The organism is Prevotella sp. oral taxon 299 str. F0039 (genome assembly GCF_000163055.2).
Classification (GTDB): Bacteria; Bacteroidota; Bacteroidia; order Bacteroidales; family Bacteroidaceae; genus Prevotella.
In genome coordinates this window covers 23,120-40,597 of record NC_022111.1, presented here as the reverse complement: position 1 = coordinate 40,597, position 17,478 = coordinate 23,120, and the positions used below count along the sequence as shown (strand labels likewise).

The 17,478-nt window shown below is 37.5% G+C and carries 12 protein-coding genes; all 12 read right to left on the bottom strand.

Annotation, left to right across the window (positions count from 1 at the left end; genetic code table 11):
• Positions 1-2 precede the first annotated feature (2 nt).
• Complete coding sequence (locus tag HMPREF0669_RS03075) at positions 3-1,727, bottom strand: OstA-like protein (RefSeq protein WP_020967112.1); 1,725 nt, start codon at positions 1,725-1,727, stop codon at positions 3-5.
• Positions 1,724-3,157: a peptidylprolyl isomerase gene (locus HMPREF0669_RS03070; RefSeq protein ID WP_369808432.1), complete on the bottom strand. Its 1,434-nt coding sequence runs from the start codon at positions 3,155-3,157 to the stop codon at positions 1,724-1,726. The genes HMPREF0669_RS03075 and HMPREF0669_RS03070 overlap by 4 nt, the downstream gene beginning before the upstream one ends.
• A 36-nt stretch (positions 3,158-3,193) precedes the next feature.
• Positions 3,194-4,612, bottom strand: a complete 1,419-nt coding sequence (locus HMPREF0669_RS03065; RefSeq protein ID WP_232236467.1) for a peptidylprolyl isomerase — start codon at positions 4,610-4,612, stop codon at positions 3,194-3,196.
• Positions 4,613-4,722: 110 nt separating this feature from the next.
• A complete protein-coding gene (guaB, locus tag HMPREF0669_RS03060) occupies positions 4,723-6,207 on the bottom strand; it encodes an IMP dehydrogenase (RefSeq protein WP_009228429.1) in 1,485 nt (494 codons plus the stop codon).
• A gap of 346 nt (positions 6,208-6,553) precedes the next feature.
• Entirely contained in the window at positions 6,554-8,731 is a 2,178-nt protein-coding gene (gene recQ / locus HMPREF0669_RS03055; protein WP_009228428.1) for a DNA helicase RecQ, read from the bottom strand.
• Positions 8,732-8,827: 96 nt separating this feature from the next.
• Positions 8,828-10,081, bottom strand: a complete 1,254-nt coding sequence (gene clpX, locus HMPREF0669_RS03050) for an ATP-dependent Clp protease ATP-binding subunit ClpX (protein WP_009228427.1) — start codon at positions 10,079-10,081, stop codon at positions 8,828-8,830.
• Positions 10,082-10,156: 75 nt separating this feature from the next.
• Positions 10,157-10,825, bottom strand: coding sequence for an ATP-dependent Clp endopeptidase proteolytic subunit ClpP (clpP, locus tag HMPREF0669_RS03045; RefSeq protein ID WP_009228426.1), 669 nt, complete (start codon positions 10,823-10,825; stop codon positions 10,157-10,159).
• A gap of 192 nt (positions 10,826-11,017) precedes the next feature.
• On the bottom strand, positions 11,018-12,376 hold the full coding sequence (gene tig / locus HMPREF0669_RS03040) for a trigger factor (RefSeq protein ID WP_009228425.1): 1,359 nt from the start codon (positions 12,374-12,376) through the stop codon (positions 11,018-11,020).
• A gap of 204 nt (positions 12,377-12,580) precedes the next feature.
• A complete protein-coding gene (gene lptB / locus HMPREF0669_RS03035; protein ID WP_009228424.1) occupies positions 12,581-13,402 on the bottom strand; it encodes an LPS export ABC transporter ATP-binding protein in 822 nt (273 codons plus the stop codon).
• Positions 13,403-13,737: 335 nt separating this feature from the next.
• Entirely contained in the window at positions 13,738-15,462 is a 1,725-nt protein-coding gene (locus HMPREF0669_RS03030) for an acyl-CoA dehydrogenase family protein (protein WP_009228423.1), read from the bottom strand.
• Positions 15,463-15,510: 48 nt separating this feature from the next.
• A complete protein-coding gene (locus HMPREF0669_RS03025; RefSeq protein ID WP_009228422.1) occupies positions 15,511-16,533 on the bottom strand; it encodes an electron transfer flavoprotein subunit alpha/FixB family protein in 1,023 nt (340 codons plus the stop codon).
• 3 nt (positions 16,534-16,536) lie between these two features.
• Positions 16,537-17,406, bottom strand: coding sequence for an electron transfer flavoprotein subunit beta/FixA family protein (locus HMPREF0669_RS03020; protein ID WP_009228421.1), 870 nt, complete (start codon positions 17,404-17,406; stop codon positions 16,537-16,539).
• Between the last annotated feature and the right edge of the window lie 72 nt (positions 17,407-17,478).

Sequence of the window (17,478 nt, the reverse complement as noted above, 5' to 3'; positions counted from 1 at the left end):
ACTCATTGAGACGTTGTTTCTACTGTCGTTTTATTTGCATTTTGCAGACTGGTTTCTTTGGTTTTTCCCTCCGATTTGAATCTTTGCATGGGTGCTTTTTGGCGCTCTATCACTCTAAGTTTTTCGCTATCGGTCTTTCCTTTCCATTTAAATACGTCCTCTTTCGATTTTGGTCGTAGATGATCTAACCACGCAAAAGAAGGCAGCTGCAATTTATCGGTAGGTATTTGACTTATTGGGAATAGTGTTCCTTGTGCCTTTGGCATCCAAATTCGCTCTAGTTTTTTCTCTTTATTGATATACATTCGCATAGTGTCCGTCTCGATATAGTTGAGTCCTATGATTGAACTATCCTTGTCGTTGATAGGATAAAAGATAATCCTTACATTGTCTACACACACCAAGCGACGTAGAGCCCCCTCGTCAAAGTAGGCGTTCATTAATTTAGAAGACACCTGATTGAAATTCTTTTTATCCTCAAGTTGCTCAACAGAAAGTGCTTGTCCTTCTACTTTCGCCATGCGAATAGTGCTATCGTTCATATAAACATAAATCTTTTCGCCCAATACTTGTCGATTATCGCTCCACAAAACGGGATCGTAATACATCGTTAAACAAGAGTCTTTTCCATTTGCAACCAGCGAATCGCATATCGCTTGCATATCTTTTCTATAAGCAATGACATGTCTAAAAGCATGCACTTTTCGATAAGCCGAATCTGTATTAATGTGTATGGTTTCTATTTTTAGCGAGTCGGCATGCATAAATAAGGTGTCACCTTGTGAGTAATCTTTTAGTAATGCCTTTTTAGTTGCAAAACCTTTACCCGTTTTTTCGTTATAAACAAACACATCGGCATGTAGTTCATTCTTGTTCTTTTTATCAACATAGATCACATTTCCGTAGCCTTGACCAATACCTGTCTTCTTATCTCTATATAAAGTATCACCCGTGATAACCTTCTCTTTACTTGTAATTGTTGATCTAGAGAACAATTCTACCTTATCTTTCTTGGTATCGAAGTAACCATCTTGGGTTTTCACTACATCACCATTATTTACAATTGTAGTTGGACCTTTAAAGTGAGCCTGCGACTTTGGAGCATCATAATATAAGGTGTCGGTATCTATATCACTTTTTTTACTTTTGAGTTTTACCCTAAAATAGAATACTGCTTGACGTGATTGAGTATTGTATTCGCCCCAATCTGCAATCAATTGATCTTTTCCATCTACCAGTTTTCCACCGTCAAAGAAGTATGCATTCTTATACATTCGGTCGTAATTAAGACTATCGGTATAAAGAGTTTGATTGCGATGCTTCAATACAACATTTTTTCTTACTTCGAGAATCTGTGTCACTCCATCATAAAACCCACGTTCTCCTTTAAGCGAAAGGGTATCGCCTTGTCGAAAAGAAACACGTCCAAAGGCTCTAACTGAGTTCGATTCTTGATAGAGATAGGCACTATCACATGTAAGAGTTGCCCCATTGTGTTTCAAGCGAACATTGCCTTTTAATATCTGAGCATCTGGATTTGTACCATAAATATCACGTTTCAGCTCGTCTGCATGCTCTAAATAAACCTTTTGATCTTCACGTATTACACGCTTATTTTTAGGTTTGTTATAGGCAAATAGTGCACATAATCCAAAGAGGCATAGAACCAATAACATACTGATTCTATGCCCTATAGACTTTAAATTCTTATTTTTTATATATCTCATTTAATCCAACCTTGATACTCAAAGTTACAATTCTTATATTGATTTTCCATTCTTATATAGGTGTTCTTTATTTTATTTACCACCCAGTTGTGTAAGAATTTCTCTCGTTCTTTAGCTAATACCTGGTTTTTAAGCACCTGATAATCTTCTGTTATCACTGCTTTATGAGCATCTATTCTATTCTTTAGTTTCACGATGGCACATACTTTCTTACCTTTTTCGTTCACCATTTCAAACACATTAGATATCTCACCTGGCTTTAAAGCTTCGACCTGACGAGCGACTTCTGTAGGAAGATCACGCATTTGGAAACGAGAAGTACGTTCATTATTGGCATTATTCACCATCAAACCTTTGTTATTGCGTGTATCTTTATCGTCTGATATGTGGAATGCAGCATCTTCAAAGGTGAATTTACCATCACGAAGATCTGCCAAAAGCGAATCCATTTTCACTTTTGTAGCCTCTACTATCTCAGCAGAAACAACAGGTTTACGCAAGATATGGCGTACTTTCACTTTATCACCACGCTTATCTATCAACTGAATGATGTGATAACCGAATTCTGTTTCAACAATCTTTGAAATCTTCTTAGGGTCTGTTAAGTTGAAAGCAACAGCCGCAAAAGCAGGATCGAACATTCCTCTTCCAGTATAATCCATCTCCCCTCCTTGGCGAGCAGAGCCTGGATCTTCAGAATAAAGACGTGCTAATGTGGCAAAAGAGGTTTCACCTTTGGTTACTCTTTCAGTATATTCACGCAATTCGTTCTTCACTTTTGCGATCTCTTCTTGGCTAACTCGTGGTAACATTGTTATAATTTCAACTTCTACTGCAGTTGGAATTGTAGGAATACTATCTGCAGGAAGCGATTCAAAGTAACGACGTACATCACCAGGAGTTACCGCAATATCTTTCACAAGCTTCTTTTTCATTTCTTGAATCAATAATCGATTCTTGAAATCATCATGCATTTGCTGACGTATTTGTGTAATTGACTGACGACGATATTCTTCTAGTTTCTCTTTAGAACCAATCTGCTGAATCCAATAATTGATTTGATGTTCTATCTCTGAAGATATCTCCGACTCGCTAATATTTATTGAGTCGATAGCTGCTTGGTGCAAAAATAGCTTTTGAACTGCCAACTGCTCTGGAATAATACAATCAGGATCGCCATTCAACTTCACACCTTCTAACTCAGATTGAAGGCGCATTGCTTCTACATCCGATTTCAATATGGGTTCGTCTCCCACTACCCAAATAACCTCATCTATCACACTTTGTGGATTAACTGACACAGTTTTAGTAGATTTGGGCAAAGAATCATTGCTATGAAAGTTGGCACCTAAACGGCCAGCTTGTAAACTCATGCCTGCATAAGTCATTAAGAAAGCAAGTCCTATAGATATTTTTTGTCTTCTATTCATTTGTGCTATACGATGTAAAACCAAGACTTTTGTTGCTTAGTTGATGGTTGATAATTCTTTTTTATTGATTACTATTGAGTGGCTTTTCTTTAGTTTTGCAAGCCATTGTTGTTCTAAATATTCTTTATAGTCTGCCAAAACCTGCCAAGTCACTTCACTTTTCAGGTCAGGTTGCTTCACTTTCTTTCCTACAATCTTAGTAAAAGGAAACTCAGAAGCACCGCTATTGGTGTTATGTTGTTTGTAAAATTCTTTATCAACAACAGTATTTTCGCCTAAAGAGAAAATACCTTCGTCTATTTTAAAGGATTCTCTTGAACCTCCAACGGCATCCTCTATTGCAGCTTTATTCAAGTTAAGAAGTGGTGCATGCTTTGCTTTTTTCTCTAATTCCTTTAGTAATTCAGCACTCTTAGCATACAACACATAACCTTTAAATCGTGGTTCGTCAAAACGATATTTCTTTTTATTTGCCTCAAAATAACGCTCTAAAGCTCTCGAATCTGCCTCTACTCCATTCCATAAATTGTTGTTTAAGTAGGTAAGGAGCTGTTCGTTTGATGAAGACTGTGCATCCAATGTATTAGAGATGCTAGCTACCGACGACGTATTGAAAGCCTCATCTGTGGTAGATATTGTAGTTAAAGAAGGCGTGTTGCCCATCTCTCCACTTGCAAAAACATGCTGTATGTCGATACCTTTACGCACTTTTTCTTTCAAAATGAAGTCGATAATATTGGCTCTTACCTCGTTATAGGACAAGAAATCTACTTTCTTTTGAAGATAGAGAAGATGATATCCGTCTACAGACATAAAGGGTTTGCTCACTTCTCCTGGTGATAATGCAAAGGCAACGTTCTCGAATTCGCTTAAAGTTTGCCCTTTAGCCAACCATGGCAATTCGCCTTTTGTGGCACGATATAGGGTGTTTTGGGTGTAGAGCTGAGCCAATTTACCAAAGTCTTCGCCTGCTTTCACCTTATTATATATAGCTTCTATTTGGTCTTTTGCATTCTTCTCGTCTGCCTTACTGGCTCTTTGACTAAGATAAATATGGATATCTTGCAATTTCACGAGCCCGCCTTTCGAACTCACTTCTGAAGCTATTTTATTATAAATATTGCGTGCTTGCTGTTCAATGTCAGCAGAAACCACAACATCATTTTTTAGTATTGAAGCAGAAGAAACTACCTTTTTATTTCTATTTTCTACAGCATTTTCCTGCTGTTGTTGCGCAGCCACCTTACATTTTAGATAATAGTCAGCATAACGCTCAGCAAAATGATATAACTCTTTCTTACCAGAAACACCATTGGGATAATTTTGTTTATAGGCATCTATGAAGATAGAACGGGCAATTGGCTCACCATCTATCATCATAACAATATTGTGTTCTTGCGCACTTAGAGCAGCACTACACAATAAAGATATTAGTAATAACTTGTTTCTTTTCAATATTCTATTTTCTGCTTATACTCTTTTGAGTTATACTTGCTGTTTTAATTCTTTTTATTGTGATATTGAAGAGCACTATATATTAGTATAATGCCCTTCAATAAATATTCTTATTCTGGACGAGAATAGTTTGGAGCCTCACTTGTAATTGAGATATCGTGTGGGTGACTCTCTAAAACTCCTGCGTTAGTGATACGTGTAAACTTAGCATTGTGCAAGTTATTGATTGTTTCAGCACCACAATATCCCATACCAGAACGTAGTCCTCCAACCAATTGATAAATCACTTCTTGAACTGTTCCCTTATAAGGTACACGACCAGCGATACCTTCTGGAACGAGTTTCTTAACGTCTTGAGTATCTCCTTGGAAGTATCTATCCTTCGAACCATTCTTTTGTTCCATTGCTTCTAAGCTACCCATACCTCGGTAACTCTTAAACTTACGGCCGTTAAAGATGATTGTTTCGCCTGGACTTTCTTCTGTACCAGCTACCATTGAACCAATCATTACACAGCTTCCACCAGCTGCAAGTGCCTTAACAACATCGCCTGAATAGCGCAAACCACCATCGGCAATCAAAGGAACATCGGTATCTTTCAATGCAGCATATACGTCGTAGATTGCGCTTAGCTGTGGGACTCCAACACCAGCAACGACACGTGTGGTACAAATAGAACCAGGACCAATTCCCACTTTCACAGCATCTGCTCCGTGATCTACAAGCATTTTAGCAGCTTCACCAGTAGCAACGTTTCCTACAACGATATCTATTTCGGGGAAAGAACGTTTTGCTTCTACCAATTTTTCAATCACAGCCTTTGAGTGTCCGTGTGCAGTATCGATAACAATTGCATCTGCGCCAGCATTAACAAGGGCTTGCATGCGCTCTAATGTGTCGTGAGTTACACCCACACCAGCAGCTACTCTCAAGCGACCTTTGCTGTCTTTACATGCCATAGGCTTATCTTTTGCCTTGGTGATGTCTTTATATGTAATCAAACCAACAAGATGATTCTCTGCATCTACAACGGGAAGTTTTTCAATTTTGTTCTCTTGTAGGATTTGTGCAGCTGCAACAAGGTCGGTTTGTGTATGGGTAGTAACAAGATTTTCACTTGTCATCACATCGTCAATCAATTTGTCAAGATTGCGTTCAAAACGCAAATCACGATTGGTTACAATTCCAACTAAGCAGTTATGAGCATCAACTACGGGAATACCACCAATGTGATACTCGCTCATTATTGCCAAAGCATCTTTCACCTTGCTTCCTCTTTGAATGGTTACAGGGTGATAAATCATTCCGTTTTCTGCTCTCTTAACAATAGCAACTTGTCGAGCTTGCTCTTCAATGCTCATATTTTTGTGGATAACTCCTATTCCTCCTTCACGTGCAATAGCTATTGCCATAGCCGATTCTGTAACAGTATCCATAGCGGCTGTTACAAAAGGAACGTTCAAAACTATATTTCTTGAAAAGCGAGTTTGCAAAGAAACAGACTTAGGAAGTACTTCTGAGTAAGCTGGAATTAATAGGACATCGTCATAAGTAAGACCGTCCATCACGATTTTATCTGCAACAAATGATGACATATAAGTGTTTTTTACGAATTTATTGCGTGCAAATTTAATAATAAAAATTCACATCACAACGTGTTTTTGAATAATTCATACCTTAAATAATTACAAAAAATATATTGCAAGTTTTCTACTCTCTCTTTCTACTTTCCAAGTTATTCTAAAACAAGAGAATAAGTCTTTATTTTAAAGAGGAAAACGACTGCAAAAGAAAGATCTTTTTTTGTAATAATAAAAGCAATGCTATTACACTGCGAAAGAAGTGTTTTTATACAATAAGAGCAATGCTTTTTATTTGAAAAAGCATTGCTCTTGTATTTCAATTATGTCCTACTTATATAATAAGGTATGTATGGGAATGTTAGTTTGCCATCTCCGACAAGAATTTAATGCGTACTAAGCGCAATTCATCTTCATCAAAACTACCATCAAACTCATCTAATGCAGCTTCGATGCAATCTGTTTCACTCTCTCTAAAATAGTCGTAAATCGATTCAATGCAATCATCATCCATCACATCTTCTAAGAAATAATCAATATTCACTTTAGTTCCACTATACACTATGCGTTCTATCTCGGTGAGAAGTTCGTTAAAATCTAATCCCATTGCATTAGCAATATCATCTAAAGCTATTTGTTTATCAATGCTATTGATAATCTTTAGTTTTGCATTCGAACGTTTGGCAATGGTTCTCACACGCATTTCTTCTGGTCTAATAATGTCGTTCTCTTTGCAATATTCGCAAATACGCTCCCAAAACTCTTTTCCATAGCGTTTAGCTTTGCCCTCTCCTACTCCTTGAATGTTAAGCAAATCTTGGCAATTTACAGGATACATGGTTGCCATTTGCTCTAAAGAGACGTCTTGAAAGATAACGTATGGGGGCAAATTATGGCGTTTTGCCACTTTAGCTCTCAGTGGTTTTAATATGTGATATAAATCTTCATCTAAAGCAGAAATCTTGCCTTCAGACACTGCATCATAGTCAATATTATCAAAATCGACATCTTCTACAATCATGAAAGAATGAGGATTTTTTATGAATTTCTTTCCCTTTTCAGTAATTTTCAAGATGCCATAATTCTCAATATTTTTCTTGATATAACCTGATATCAATGCTTGCCTAATAACAGGGTTCCATATTTTTGAGGATTCATCTGCACCTTCACCAAACACCTCCAATTGTTCGTGTCGATGAGAAACTACATCATCAGTTGCTTTTCCTGTAACAACGTCGATAATATACTCTTGTCTAAAATTCTCTTTCAACGCAACGATGGTCCGAAGAACTATCTCTAATGCCTGTTGAGCTTCATTTTTCTTTGCAGGACGATTGCAATTATCGCAATTTCCACAGTTTTCTTTAGGATATTCTTCACCAAAATAGTGTAACAGCATCTTTCTTCTACAAACAGAAGACTCTGCATAAGCGGCGGTTTCCTTTAAGAGTTGCCTACCAATATCTTGCTCGGCAACAGGTTTTCCCTCCATAAATTTCTCGAGTTTCTGTATGTCTTTATAGGAATAGAATGCCAAACAATGTCCTTCTCCGCCATCTCTTCCTGCACGACCAGTCTCTTGATAATATCCTTCGAGACTCTTTGGAATATCATAATGCACTACAAATCGCACATCGGGCTTATCTATTCCCATTCCAAAAGCAATTGTTGCCACAATAACATCAATGCGTTCCATTAAGAAATCGTCTTGTGTTTGAGACCTTGGAATATTATCTAGTCCTGCATGATAGGCTGCAGCCTTGATGTTATTGGCTTGCAATATAGCTGAAAGCTCTTCTACTTTCTTGCGTGAAAGACAATAAACAATTCCGCTTTTTCCTTCGTTCTTCTTTATAAACTTGATGAGTTCTTTATCAACATCATTGGTTTTAGGACGCACTTCGTAATAAAGATTGGCACGATTAAATGAGCTTTTGAATTCTTTAGCATCCAATATGCCTAAACTTTTCTTGATATCGGTGCGCACTTTATCTGTGGCTGTAGCAGTAAGAGCAATAACTGGAGCCTCACCAATATTGTTGATCATTGGTCGAATGTTACGATATTCAGGTCTGAAGTCGTGTCCCCACTCTGAAATACAATGCGCTTCGTCTATAGCATAAAAGGAAATCTTAACCGTTTTAAGGAATTCTACATTCTCAGGTTTTATCAATGACTCTGGAGCAACATACAATAATTTTGTTTTTCCACTCCTTATGTCTGCCATTACCTGTGTTATTGCTGCCTTATTTAACGAAGAATTAATATAGTGAGCAACTCCATTTTCTTCGCTTATACCGTTAATAACATCTACTTGATTCTTCATTAGAGCTATTAAGGGCGATATAACAACTGCAACTCCATCCATAATGAGAGATGGAAGTTGGTAACAAAGACTCTTACCACCACCAGTTGGCATCAGAACAAACGAGTCCTTACCATCAAGAAGATTTCTAATTATAGCTTCTTGATCGCCCTTAAAGGTGTCAAAGCCAAAATATTGCTTTAGCTTTTCAGTTAGATTAAGTGCCTTAGTCATAGTTGTTTTTTAAGAACCAAACTAAGCAATAAAACCTAATTTCTATTGCTTAGCTAGTTAAGGTTATTATTTTTAGCAAATATTCTCTTATCAAGTTTAGTTCTCTAAGTTTGCTTTATCGATATGCTTTTGAGCATAATCTAATGTAACTTTGAAGCTCTTCTTCTTTGAAGAGGGCACTTCAAACATGGCATCTATCATCATTGCTTCGACAATTGAGCGCAATCCACGTGCTCCGAGCTTGTATTCTACGGCTTTATCTACAACATAGTCGAGCACAGCTGTGTCGAATTCGAGTTTTATTCCGTCCATTGCAAAGAGTTTTTCGTATTGCTTTACGATTGAGTTTTTAGGCTCAACCAAAATTCTACGCAATGCTTCTCTGTTCAAAGGATTAAGGTGTGTCAATACAGGAAGACGTCCAATAATTTCTGGAATCAATCCAAACGATTTTAAATCTTGTGGAAGAATGTATTTCATTAAATCTTCTTTATCGACGTTTCTCAAGTTTTGCACTGAGTTATAGCCCACAACATGAGTATTAAGTCGTTGTGCAATCTTTCGCTCTATGCCATCGAATGCACCTCCACAGATAAACAATATATTTCGAGTATCAACGTGAATATAATCTTGGTCGGGGTGTTTTCGTCCACCTTTTGGTGGAACATTCACCATAGTTCCTTCTAAAAGCTTCAACAATCCTTGTTGAACACCTTCTCCACTCACATCTCTTGTGATAGAAGGGTTATCGGCTTTACGAGCAATTTTATCGATTTCGTCAATGAATACGATTCCTCTTTGAGCTGCTTCGAGATCATAATCAGCTACTTGTAGTAATCTACTAAGAATGCTTTCCACATCTTCTCCAACGTAACCAGCTTCGGTAAACACCGTAGCATCAACGATTGTGAAGGGCACTTTCAAGAGTTTTGCAATGGTTCGAGCAAGAAGTGTCTTTCCAGTACCTGTACTTCCTACCATAATAATATTGCTTTTCTCTATTTCTACGCCGTCATCATCAGCCGATTGATTCAATCTTTTATAGTGATTATATACTGCAACAGCTAAATAACGCTTCGCATCGTCTTGTCCAATGATGTATTGATCGAGATATTTTTTTATCTCTTGTGGTTTAGGAACCTTGTTTAGATCAAGCGAAAAGTCGTTTGCAGGAAGATCACCTACTTCTTTTTTCAGTTCATTCTCTGTACCATCGTGCTTTGCTTGATTAAGAATTATCTTATAAGCCTGCACTGTACAATCTGGACAAATTGCGCCATTAGAACCCTTTAGCAGTGTTCCTACTTGATATTCGCTACGTCCACATATACAGCATTTATCGTTAGCCATTATAATTTCTTTCTTTTTAGGTAGTTCTTTGCCATAAACTTCTTTACAACAAAGAATCTCCTTCAATTTAATTTATTATTTCTTGCGTTTCAATACCGTATCAATCATACCATATTCTTTTGCTTCTTCGGCAGTCATCCAATAGTTTCGATCGCTATCTTGCCATACTTTATCGAATGGAGTATGTGAATGATCAGAAATAATGGTATACAATTCTTTTTTCATCTTAATTATTTCACGAGCTTCTATCTCGATATCAGAAGCTTGTCCTTGTACTCCTCCAAGTGGTTGGTGTATCATTACACGTCCATGAGGTAACGCAGAGCGTTTGCCTTCTGCACCAGATACGAGTAAAACGGCTGCCATTGATGCTGCCATACCTGTACAAATGGTTGCCACGTCACTTGTAATGAATTGCATTGTGTCGTATATTCCCAATCCTGCAGTTACACTTCCACCAGGACTATTGATATAAATTGAAATGTCTTTTCCACTATCTACCGAATCAAGATACAACAATTGAGCCTGTAATGTGTTAGCTGTATAATCATCAATAGGTGTTCCTAAGAAGATAATACGATCCATCATCAAACGTGAAAACACGTCCATTTGAGTTACATTCAATTGTCTTTCTTCTAAGATATATGGATTAAGATATTGCGCTTGTGCCTTCATCACATCATCAAGCACAAGTCCATTCATGCCTAAATGCTGTGTTGCGTACTTTCTAAAATCGTTGTTCATAACTTATATTATCATTTATATATGCCTAAAGGACAAGTATTTAAATTTAGAATACCTTTTACCTTAAGATTTTAATTATTATATATAAATCAAGAGGTTGTCAACTCTCTTGTTTACATTGATTATATACAAAGTTAAACAAAAAACTTGACAACCTCTTTTTATTAGAAGTTTTTTTTCGTTAAAAGCGAATTATTTACCCTCTACAATTTTATTAAACTCGTCTAGTGTAACCTCTTTAGTTTCGAGTGTAACGACTTTCTTCAATGCTTCGATAAGTTTCAAATCTACAGCACGATCTACAAAGGCGTCAACATTTTCTTTTTTCTTGAACATTTCGGTTACATAATTGTCGACATATTCTTCAGGAACTTGAATCATTCCATATTGAGCGAATTGAATACGTGCTGTTTCTTTAGCTGCTTCTCTTACGTCTTTGTCTTCAATCTTCACCTTGTTAGCTTCAACTAACTGTTCTTTGATAAGATGCCATGTAAGTTGTTGGATGCTTGCTTCATAGTTCTTTTCTACGAATTCTTCACCTCTTTCTTTGTTGTTCAACAACATCACTCTCTTAAGAGTTTCGTCTGGGAATGTCAATTTGCCCACCTTACCTTCTAGGTAGCTGCGAACATCAAGTAAGAATTTATAGTCACAGTCTGTAACTGTTTGTTCTTTAATTCCTTCAGCAATTTTAGTTCTAAACTCTTCAAGGCTCTTTACTTCACCTTCTCCATAGATCTGGTCGAACAATGCTTGGTTAACTTCAGCCTTTTCGAAACGACTAATTTCTGTAATTTGGTAGCTAAAGTCACCTTCGTGCTGTGCAACTTCTTCACGCTTAACTTTTAATAGCGCAGCAATTTCAGAGTCATTATCAGGATAAGCCTTGCGAGGATTGAACACAATCACGTCACCTAGCTTAGCATTGTCGAATAGTTTGCGTTGATCTTCAACCTTAATAAATTCAGGCATCATAACAGATGCTTCTAAAGTGATACCACCTTCTTTAGTATTTCCTTTTTCATCAAGTTCTCTAAGATCACCTTTAAGCATATCATTCTTTTGATATTCTTCTGCTTTAATATATTGTCCTGTGCGAGAAGCGAAGATATCCACTTGCTTATCTACAGTAGCATCGTCTACCTTAATATCATAGTAAGGAAGTTTATCTTTGCTTGTAAGTTCCACTTTAAGTTCAGGTGCAACAGCAATATCGAAATAGAAAGTGTAAGGAGGTTCCTTTTCCAAGTCTTGTGCTTCTTGTTTTGCAGATGGAAGAGGTTCACCTAACATATTAATTTTATTGTCTTTAATATATTTGTATAGCTCTTCTCCAACCACTTTGTTGATTGCATCTAACTTCAAATATTCACCATATTGCTTTTTAATCAAGCCCATTGGTGCCATTCCTTTACGGAATCCTGGGATATTTGCTTGTTTACGATAGTCTTTTAACGACTTTTCTACTTTTTCTTTGTAGTCAGATTCTTCGACAATAATGGTCATTAAGCCATTTACCTTGTCTTGATTTTCAAATGAAACTTTCATCTATTATCTTTATTTCTATTATTTATTAATTCTAACTTTTAGCAACAAAGGTAGTTATATTTGGTCAATTTGCCTAATATAAACCTTTTTTTCTTGTTTTTAAATAACAAAAAGCATGCCGTTTAATTATAAAAGAGATACAATATGCACTTTTGACATACTCAAAAGCACGCAATTCGCCCTCTATTCTGCATACTTTAACGTTTAAATTTGCTGAGCCATACGTTCTTTTTTCTGTGCATCTATCTCCTGAAAATCCTTTTTTCTAAGCACAAAAGAATTACTTAAATATTTTTCTCTTACAATTTTGTTCTCTGCAAGTTCTTCTGGTGAGCCTTGAAAAAGAATCTTTCCTTCAAAAAGAAGATAGGCTCTATCGGTGATGGTCAATGTTTCTTGCACATTGTGGTCGGTAATTAATATACCAATATTTTTGTCTTTTAACTGCCAAACAATGTGTTGTATGTCTTCAACAGCAATGGGATCTACTCCAGCAAAGGGCTCATCGAGCATAATAAACTTTGGATCTATCGCCAAACAACGTGCGATTTCGGTTCTACGACGCTCTCCTCCCGATAGTTGGTCACCCATATTCTTACGTACTTTGCCCAATCTAAACTCGGCAATGAGACTCTCTAACTTTTCAAGTTGATAGCTTCTGGGTTTACCCGTCATTTCTAACACCGACAAGATGTTATCTTCTACGCTCATTTTTCTAAACACACTTGCCTCTTGTGGAAGGTATCCAATACCCGAACGAGCACGCTTTGAGACTGGAAGTTGCGTGATATCTTGGTCGTTTAGATAAATATGTCCTTCGTTAGGAACAATCAAACCTGTTGTCATATAGAACGAAGTTGTCTTTCCTGCACCATTAGGTCCAAGCAAACCAACAATCTCTCCTTGTTTAACATTAATCGAAACATCGTTTACAACGGTTCTTTTTCCATATCGTTTAACAAGTCCCTCGGTTCTTAAAACCAACGACTCGCCTTGTTTTTCGGTGCCTATCATCTCATTAACCATGTCGTTTGAAGTAACATCTTTCGGTGCAAAGATAGGTATATTTTATGAGATTACAAGATAAAAGCAATAATATTACATTACAATAGCATTGATATTACCTTGTAATTGCACTCTTATTACACTGCATTTACATTGCTTTTAGAGCGTAATGACAATGCATTAAAATTCCGACTACATCACGTAGTCGGTTCAAATAGAAAGGAGTTCTCATCATATTAATTTGGTGTAGAGACAAATAACAGATTTTTTCAGAAAGAAAAGAAATGAGAAATAGGGGGAAAGAAAAAGGGAAACACCGAAAGATGTTTCCCTTTTGAATTGTATCAAAATAATGATTATTCTGCTTTTGGTTCTCTTTGACGATAAGAAGGAAGTTCTTCTGCTGTAAAGTTCATCACAAAATGATGGTGTCCAACAACTTCTTCTTCTGCATAACGCACATAAACGTTAGCACTTTTAGCAAATAGTTCAGGAGCTTTACTTGCATCTTCGATGATAAGAAGCGACATAATTACATCTCCAGTCATATTATATAGGCGTCGAGCAAGGAAGTCTAAAACTTCTTGATTGTTGTCTTCTTTCACCTTTTCGATAGCCTCTTCGAGCTTAGCTACCATCTTCACTACACGGTCTTTCAATGGTTGCATTTCGGCAGAAACCTCGTTTTGCAACATTTCTTGAATCATACTTGCATATGTTCCGTTTGTGATATAACGAATAGCAGCTACTACTTGCAACTGAGTTGTTCCTTCGTAGATAGAGAAAATACGTGCATCACGATACAAACGTTGTGATTTGTATTCCATAATGAAACCAGAACCACCATGCACTTGAATTGCATCGTAAGTGTTTTGGTTTACGTATTCTGAGTTCATTCCCTTTGCAATAGGAGTGAATGCGTCTGCTAAACGGGTGTATTTCTTTTGCTCTGCTTTTTCTTCTGGAGTTAGTTTGCGTTCACGTGCGATATCATCTAATGCTTTATAGATATCTACATAACGTGATGTTTGATACAATAGGCTGCGACCTGCATCGAGTTTTGCCTTGATTCTTGCAACCATATCATAAACTGCAGGCATGTCTACAATTGCAGTATCAAACTGTTTGCGCTCTTCTGCATAAGCAAGTGCCTCGGTATATGCAGCTTGACTCACACCAACACTTTGTGCTGCGATACCTAAGCGTGCACCATTCATAAGAGCCATTACATACTTAATAAGTCCCATACGTGTACTTCCGCATAGCTCTGCCTTTGCATTCTTATACACAAGCTCACAAGTTGGCGAACCATGAATACCAAGTTTGTGCTCAATATGGCGCACATCAACTCCACCTTGACGTTTATCATAGATGAACATTGATAATCCTCTACCATCACGAGTACCTTCTTCTGAACGAGCAAGCACCAAGTGAATGTCTGAGTCGCCGTTAGTGATGAAGCGTTTAACGCCATTTAGCAACCAACATCCTTCTTCTTCTGAGTAAGTTGCTTTGAGCATTACACTCTGAAGGTCTGAACCTGCATCTGGTTCAGTAAGGTCCATAGACATAGTTTCACCTGCACAAACACGTGGAATGTATTTCTGTCTTTGCTCTTCGCTACCAAATTCGTATAGAGTTTCAATACAATCTTGTAGCGACCAGATGTTTTGGAAACCCGCATCTGCTGTTGCTACCATCTCAGAAGCCATTGAATATGGTGTGATAGGAAGGTTTAAACCACCATAACGACGTGGCATTGATATTCCCCACAAGCCTGCTTTGCGTGTTGCATCAAGGTTTTCGTATGTCTTTGATGCATAAACCATACGCTTGTCTACAAGATGTGGACCTTCTAAATCTACCGACTCACTGTTTGGTTCCATAATATTTGCAGTGATATCGCCCATTATTTCTAGCAAATGATTGTAGTTATCAATTGCATCATTATAATCAACAGGAGCGTCTTCAAAGGTGTCTTTGTCTGCAAAGTTACGTTCTTTCAACTCTACAATACGTTTCATCAAAGGATGATGAAGGTGATACTCCAGTTCTGGATGGTCTGTATAATAATTTGCCATATTATCTATTTTTATAGAACTTTGATGCATGAAGCATCAAAGTATTATTTATTTGCTGTTACTCTTATAGTATTTAATAAGCTTTGGAACGACCTCTTCAACTGTGCCTACAATAACATAATCGGCAATTGCGTTGATAGGTGCATCAGGATCATTATTTATAGAGATAATAATTCCACTATCTTGCATACCTACTGTATGCTGAATTTGTCCTGAAATTCCACATGCAATATACACTTTTGGGTGGATTGTTACACCTGTTTGACCAATTTGTCTGTCGTGATCTGCCCATCCTGCGTCAACAGCAGCACGGCTTGCACCTACTTCTCCGTGAAGTTCTTTAGCCAATTGGAATAGCAAGTCGAATCCTTCTTTGCTACCAACTCCATAACCACCAGCAACAACTACGGGCGCACCTTTAAGGTTATGCTTAGCAGCTTCGACGTGTCTTTCGATTACTTTCACTACATAACATTCTGCAGGAACATAATCATCGACACTTGGATACACACATTCGCAAGTGTAGTTTTCATCTAATATCTCACGTTTCATCACGCCTTCACGAACTGTTGCCATTTGAGGACGGTTGTCTGGGTTGATGATTGTACCTACAATATTACCTCCAAATGCTGGACGAATTTGATAAAGTAGATTCTCATAGTGCTTTCCTGCCTTGCGATCATCATAGTCACCAATCTCTAATTGAGTACAGTCTGCAGTTAATCCGCTAAACAATGCAGACGAAACTCTTGGGCCTAAGTCACGTCCAATGACAGTAGCTCCCATCAAACAGATTTGTGGTTGCTCTTCTTTAAATAGCTTAACTAGGATTTCAGTATGAGGAGCTGAAGTATAAGGGAATAGGCCTTCGCCATCGAAAACAAATAATTTATCTACTCCATAAGGGCGAATTTGTTCTTCAACGTTATTCTTTATACCTGTTCCAGCAACAACAGCGTGAAGCTGAACGCCTAATTGATTAGCTAACTTACGACCCTTTGTGAGTAGTTCTTGTGATACTTCGAGAACTCTTGTGCCTTCAACCTCACAATATACAAATACATTATTCATAGCCTATCCAATGATATTTTCGTCTAACAATTCTTTGATTACACTCTCTACGTCAGCATCACTTGATGTAAGTGTTTTGCTTTCTTTTGCTTGGAACGCAATATTTTGAATAGTCTTTACCTTTGTTGGCGAACCACTTAAACCGCATTGTGCAGGATCACCATCGATATCAGCAACCGACCATTGGTTTAATGTAAGGTAAGGGCGTGTTTCGTATAATGCAGCATAAGGATCTTCGCTACTACGTTCTAATGGACATGTAGCACGTTTGTACTTCATCACCAACTTAGCATTGCAAGGACGACAAGGTGCTGCGCTACCATTTACGGTGATAACTACTGGCAATGGAGCCTCAACAGTTTCAATACCACCATCTATATGACGTCGAATTGTTGCTACGCCATTTTCTATTTTAAGAATCTCTTCTGCGTAAGTAACTTGATTAATACCTAACTTTTGAGCCACCTGAGGACCTACTTGTGCTGTATCGCCATCGATAGCTTGACGTCCACCGATAACAATATCAACATTACCAATCTTCTTAATAGCTGTTGCTAGTGCATAAGAAGTTGCCAAAGTATCAGCTCCAGCGAAAAGTTTATCGGTTAGTAACCATCCAGTATCAGTTCCTCTGTAAAGTCCTTGACGAATAATTTCGCCTGCACGAGGAGGTCCCATGGTTAAAATTCCTACAGTTGAACCTGGATTTTGTTCCTTAATTCGAAGAGCTTGTTCAAGTGCATTCAAGTCTTCTGGATTGAAGATAGCAGGTAAAGCAGCACGATTAATTGTGCCATCGGCTTTCATTGCATCTTTACCAACATTTCTAGTGTCGGGTACTTGCTTTGCAAGCACAACAATTTTCAAACTCATATTATATATTATAATTGTGAAATTTCCTGCTCAAAAATAGTCATCTTTTGTATTCTGACAAAAAAAACACTG

Excerpts from the sequence above, each read along its gene's own strand:
- HMPREF0669_RS03075 (WP_020967112.1), bottom strand. The coding sequence starts at position 1,727 with ATGAGATATATAAAAAATAAGAATTTAAAGTCTATAGGGCATAGAATC.
- HMPREF0669_RS03070 (WP_369808432.1), bottom strand. The coding sequence starts at position 3,157 with ATGAATAGAAGACAAAAAATATCTATAGGACTTGCTTTCTTAATGACT.
- guaB (WP_009228429.1), bottom strand. The coding sequence starts at position 6,207 with ATGTCATCATTTGTTGCAGATAAAATCGTGATGGACGGTCTTACTTAT.
- recQ (WP_009228428.1), bottom strand. The coding sequence starts at position 8,731 with ATGACTAAGGCACTTAATCTAACTGAAAAGCTAAAGCAATATTTTGGC.
- clpX (WP_009228427.1), bottom strand. The coding sequence starts at position 10,081 with ATGGCTAACGATAAATGCTGTATATGTGGACGTAGCGAATATCAAGTA.
- clpP (WP_009228426.1), bottom strand. The coding sequence starts at position 10,825 with ATGAACAACGATTTTAGAAAGTACGCAACACAGCATTTAGGCATGAAT.
- tig (WP_009228425.1), bottom strand. The coding sequence starts at position 12,376 with ATGAAAGTTTCATTTGAAAATCAAGACAAGGTAAATGGCTTAATGACC.
- lptB (WP_009228424.1), bottom strand. The coding sequence starts at position 13,402 with ATGGTTAATGAGATGATAGGCACCGAAAAACAAGGCGAGTCGTTGGTT.
- HMPREF0669_RS03030 (WP_009228423.1), bottom strand. The coding sequence starts at position 15,462 with ATGGCAAATTATTATACAGACCATCCAGAACTGGAGTATCACCTTCAT.
- HMPREF0669_RS03025 (WP_009228422.1), bottom strand. The coding sequence starts at position 16,533 with ATGAATAATGTATTTGTATATTGTGAGGTTGAAGGCACAAGAGTTCTC.
- HMPREF0669_RS03020 (WP_009228421.1), bottom strand. The coding sequence starts at position 17,406 with ATGAGTTTGAAAATTGTTGTGCTTGCAAAGCAAGTACCCGACACTAGA.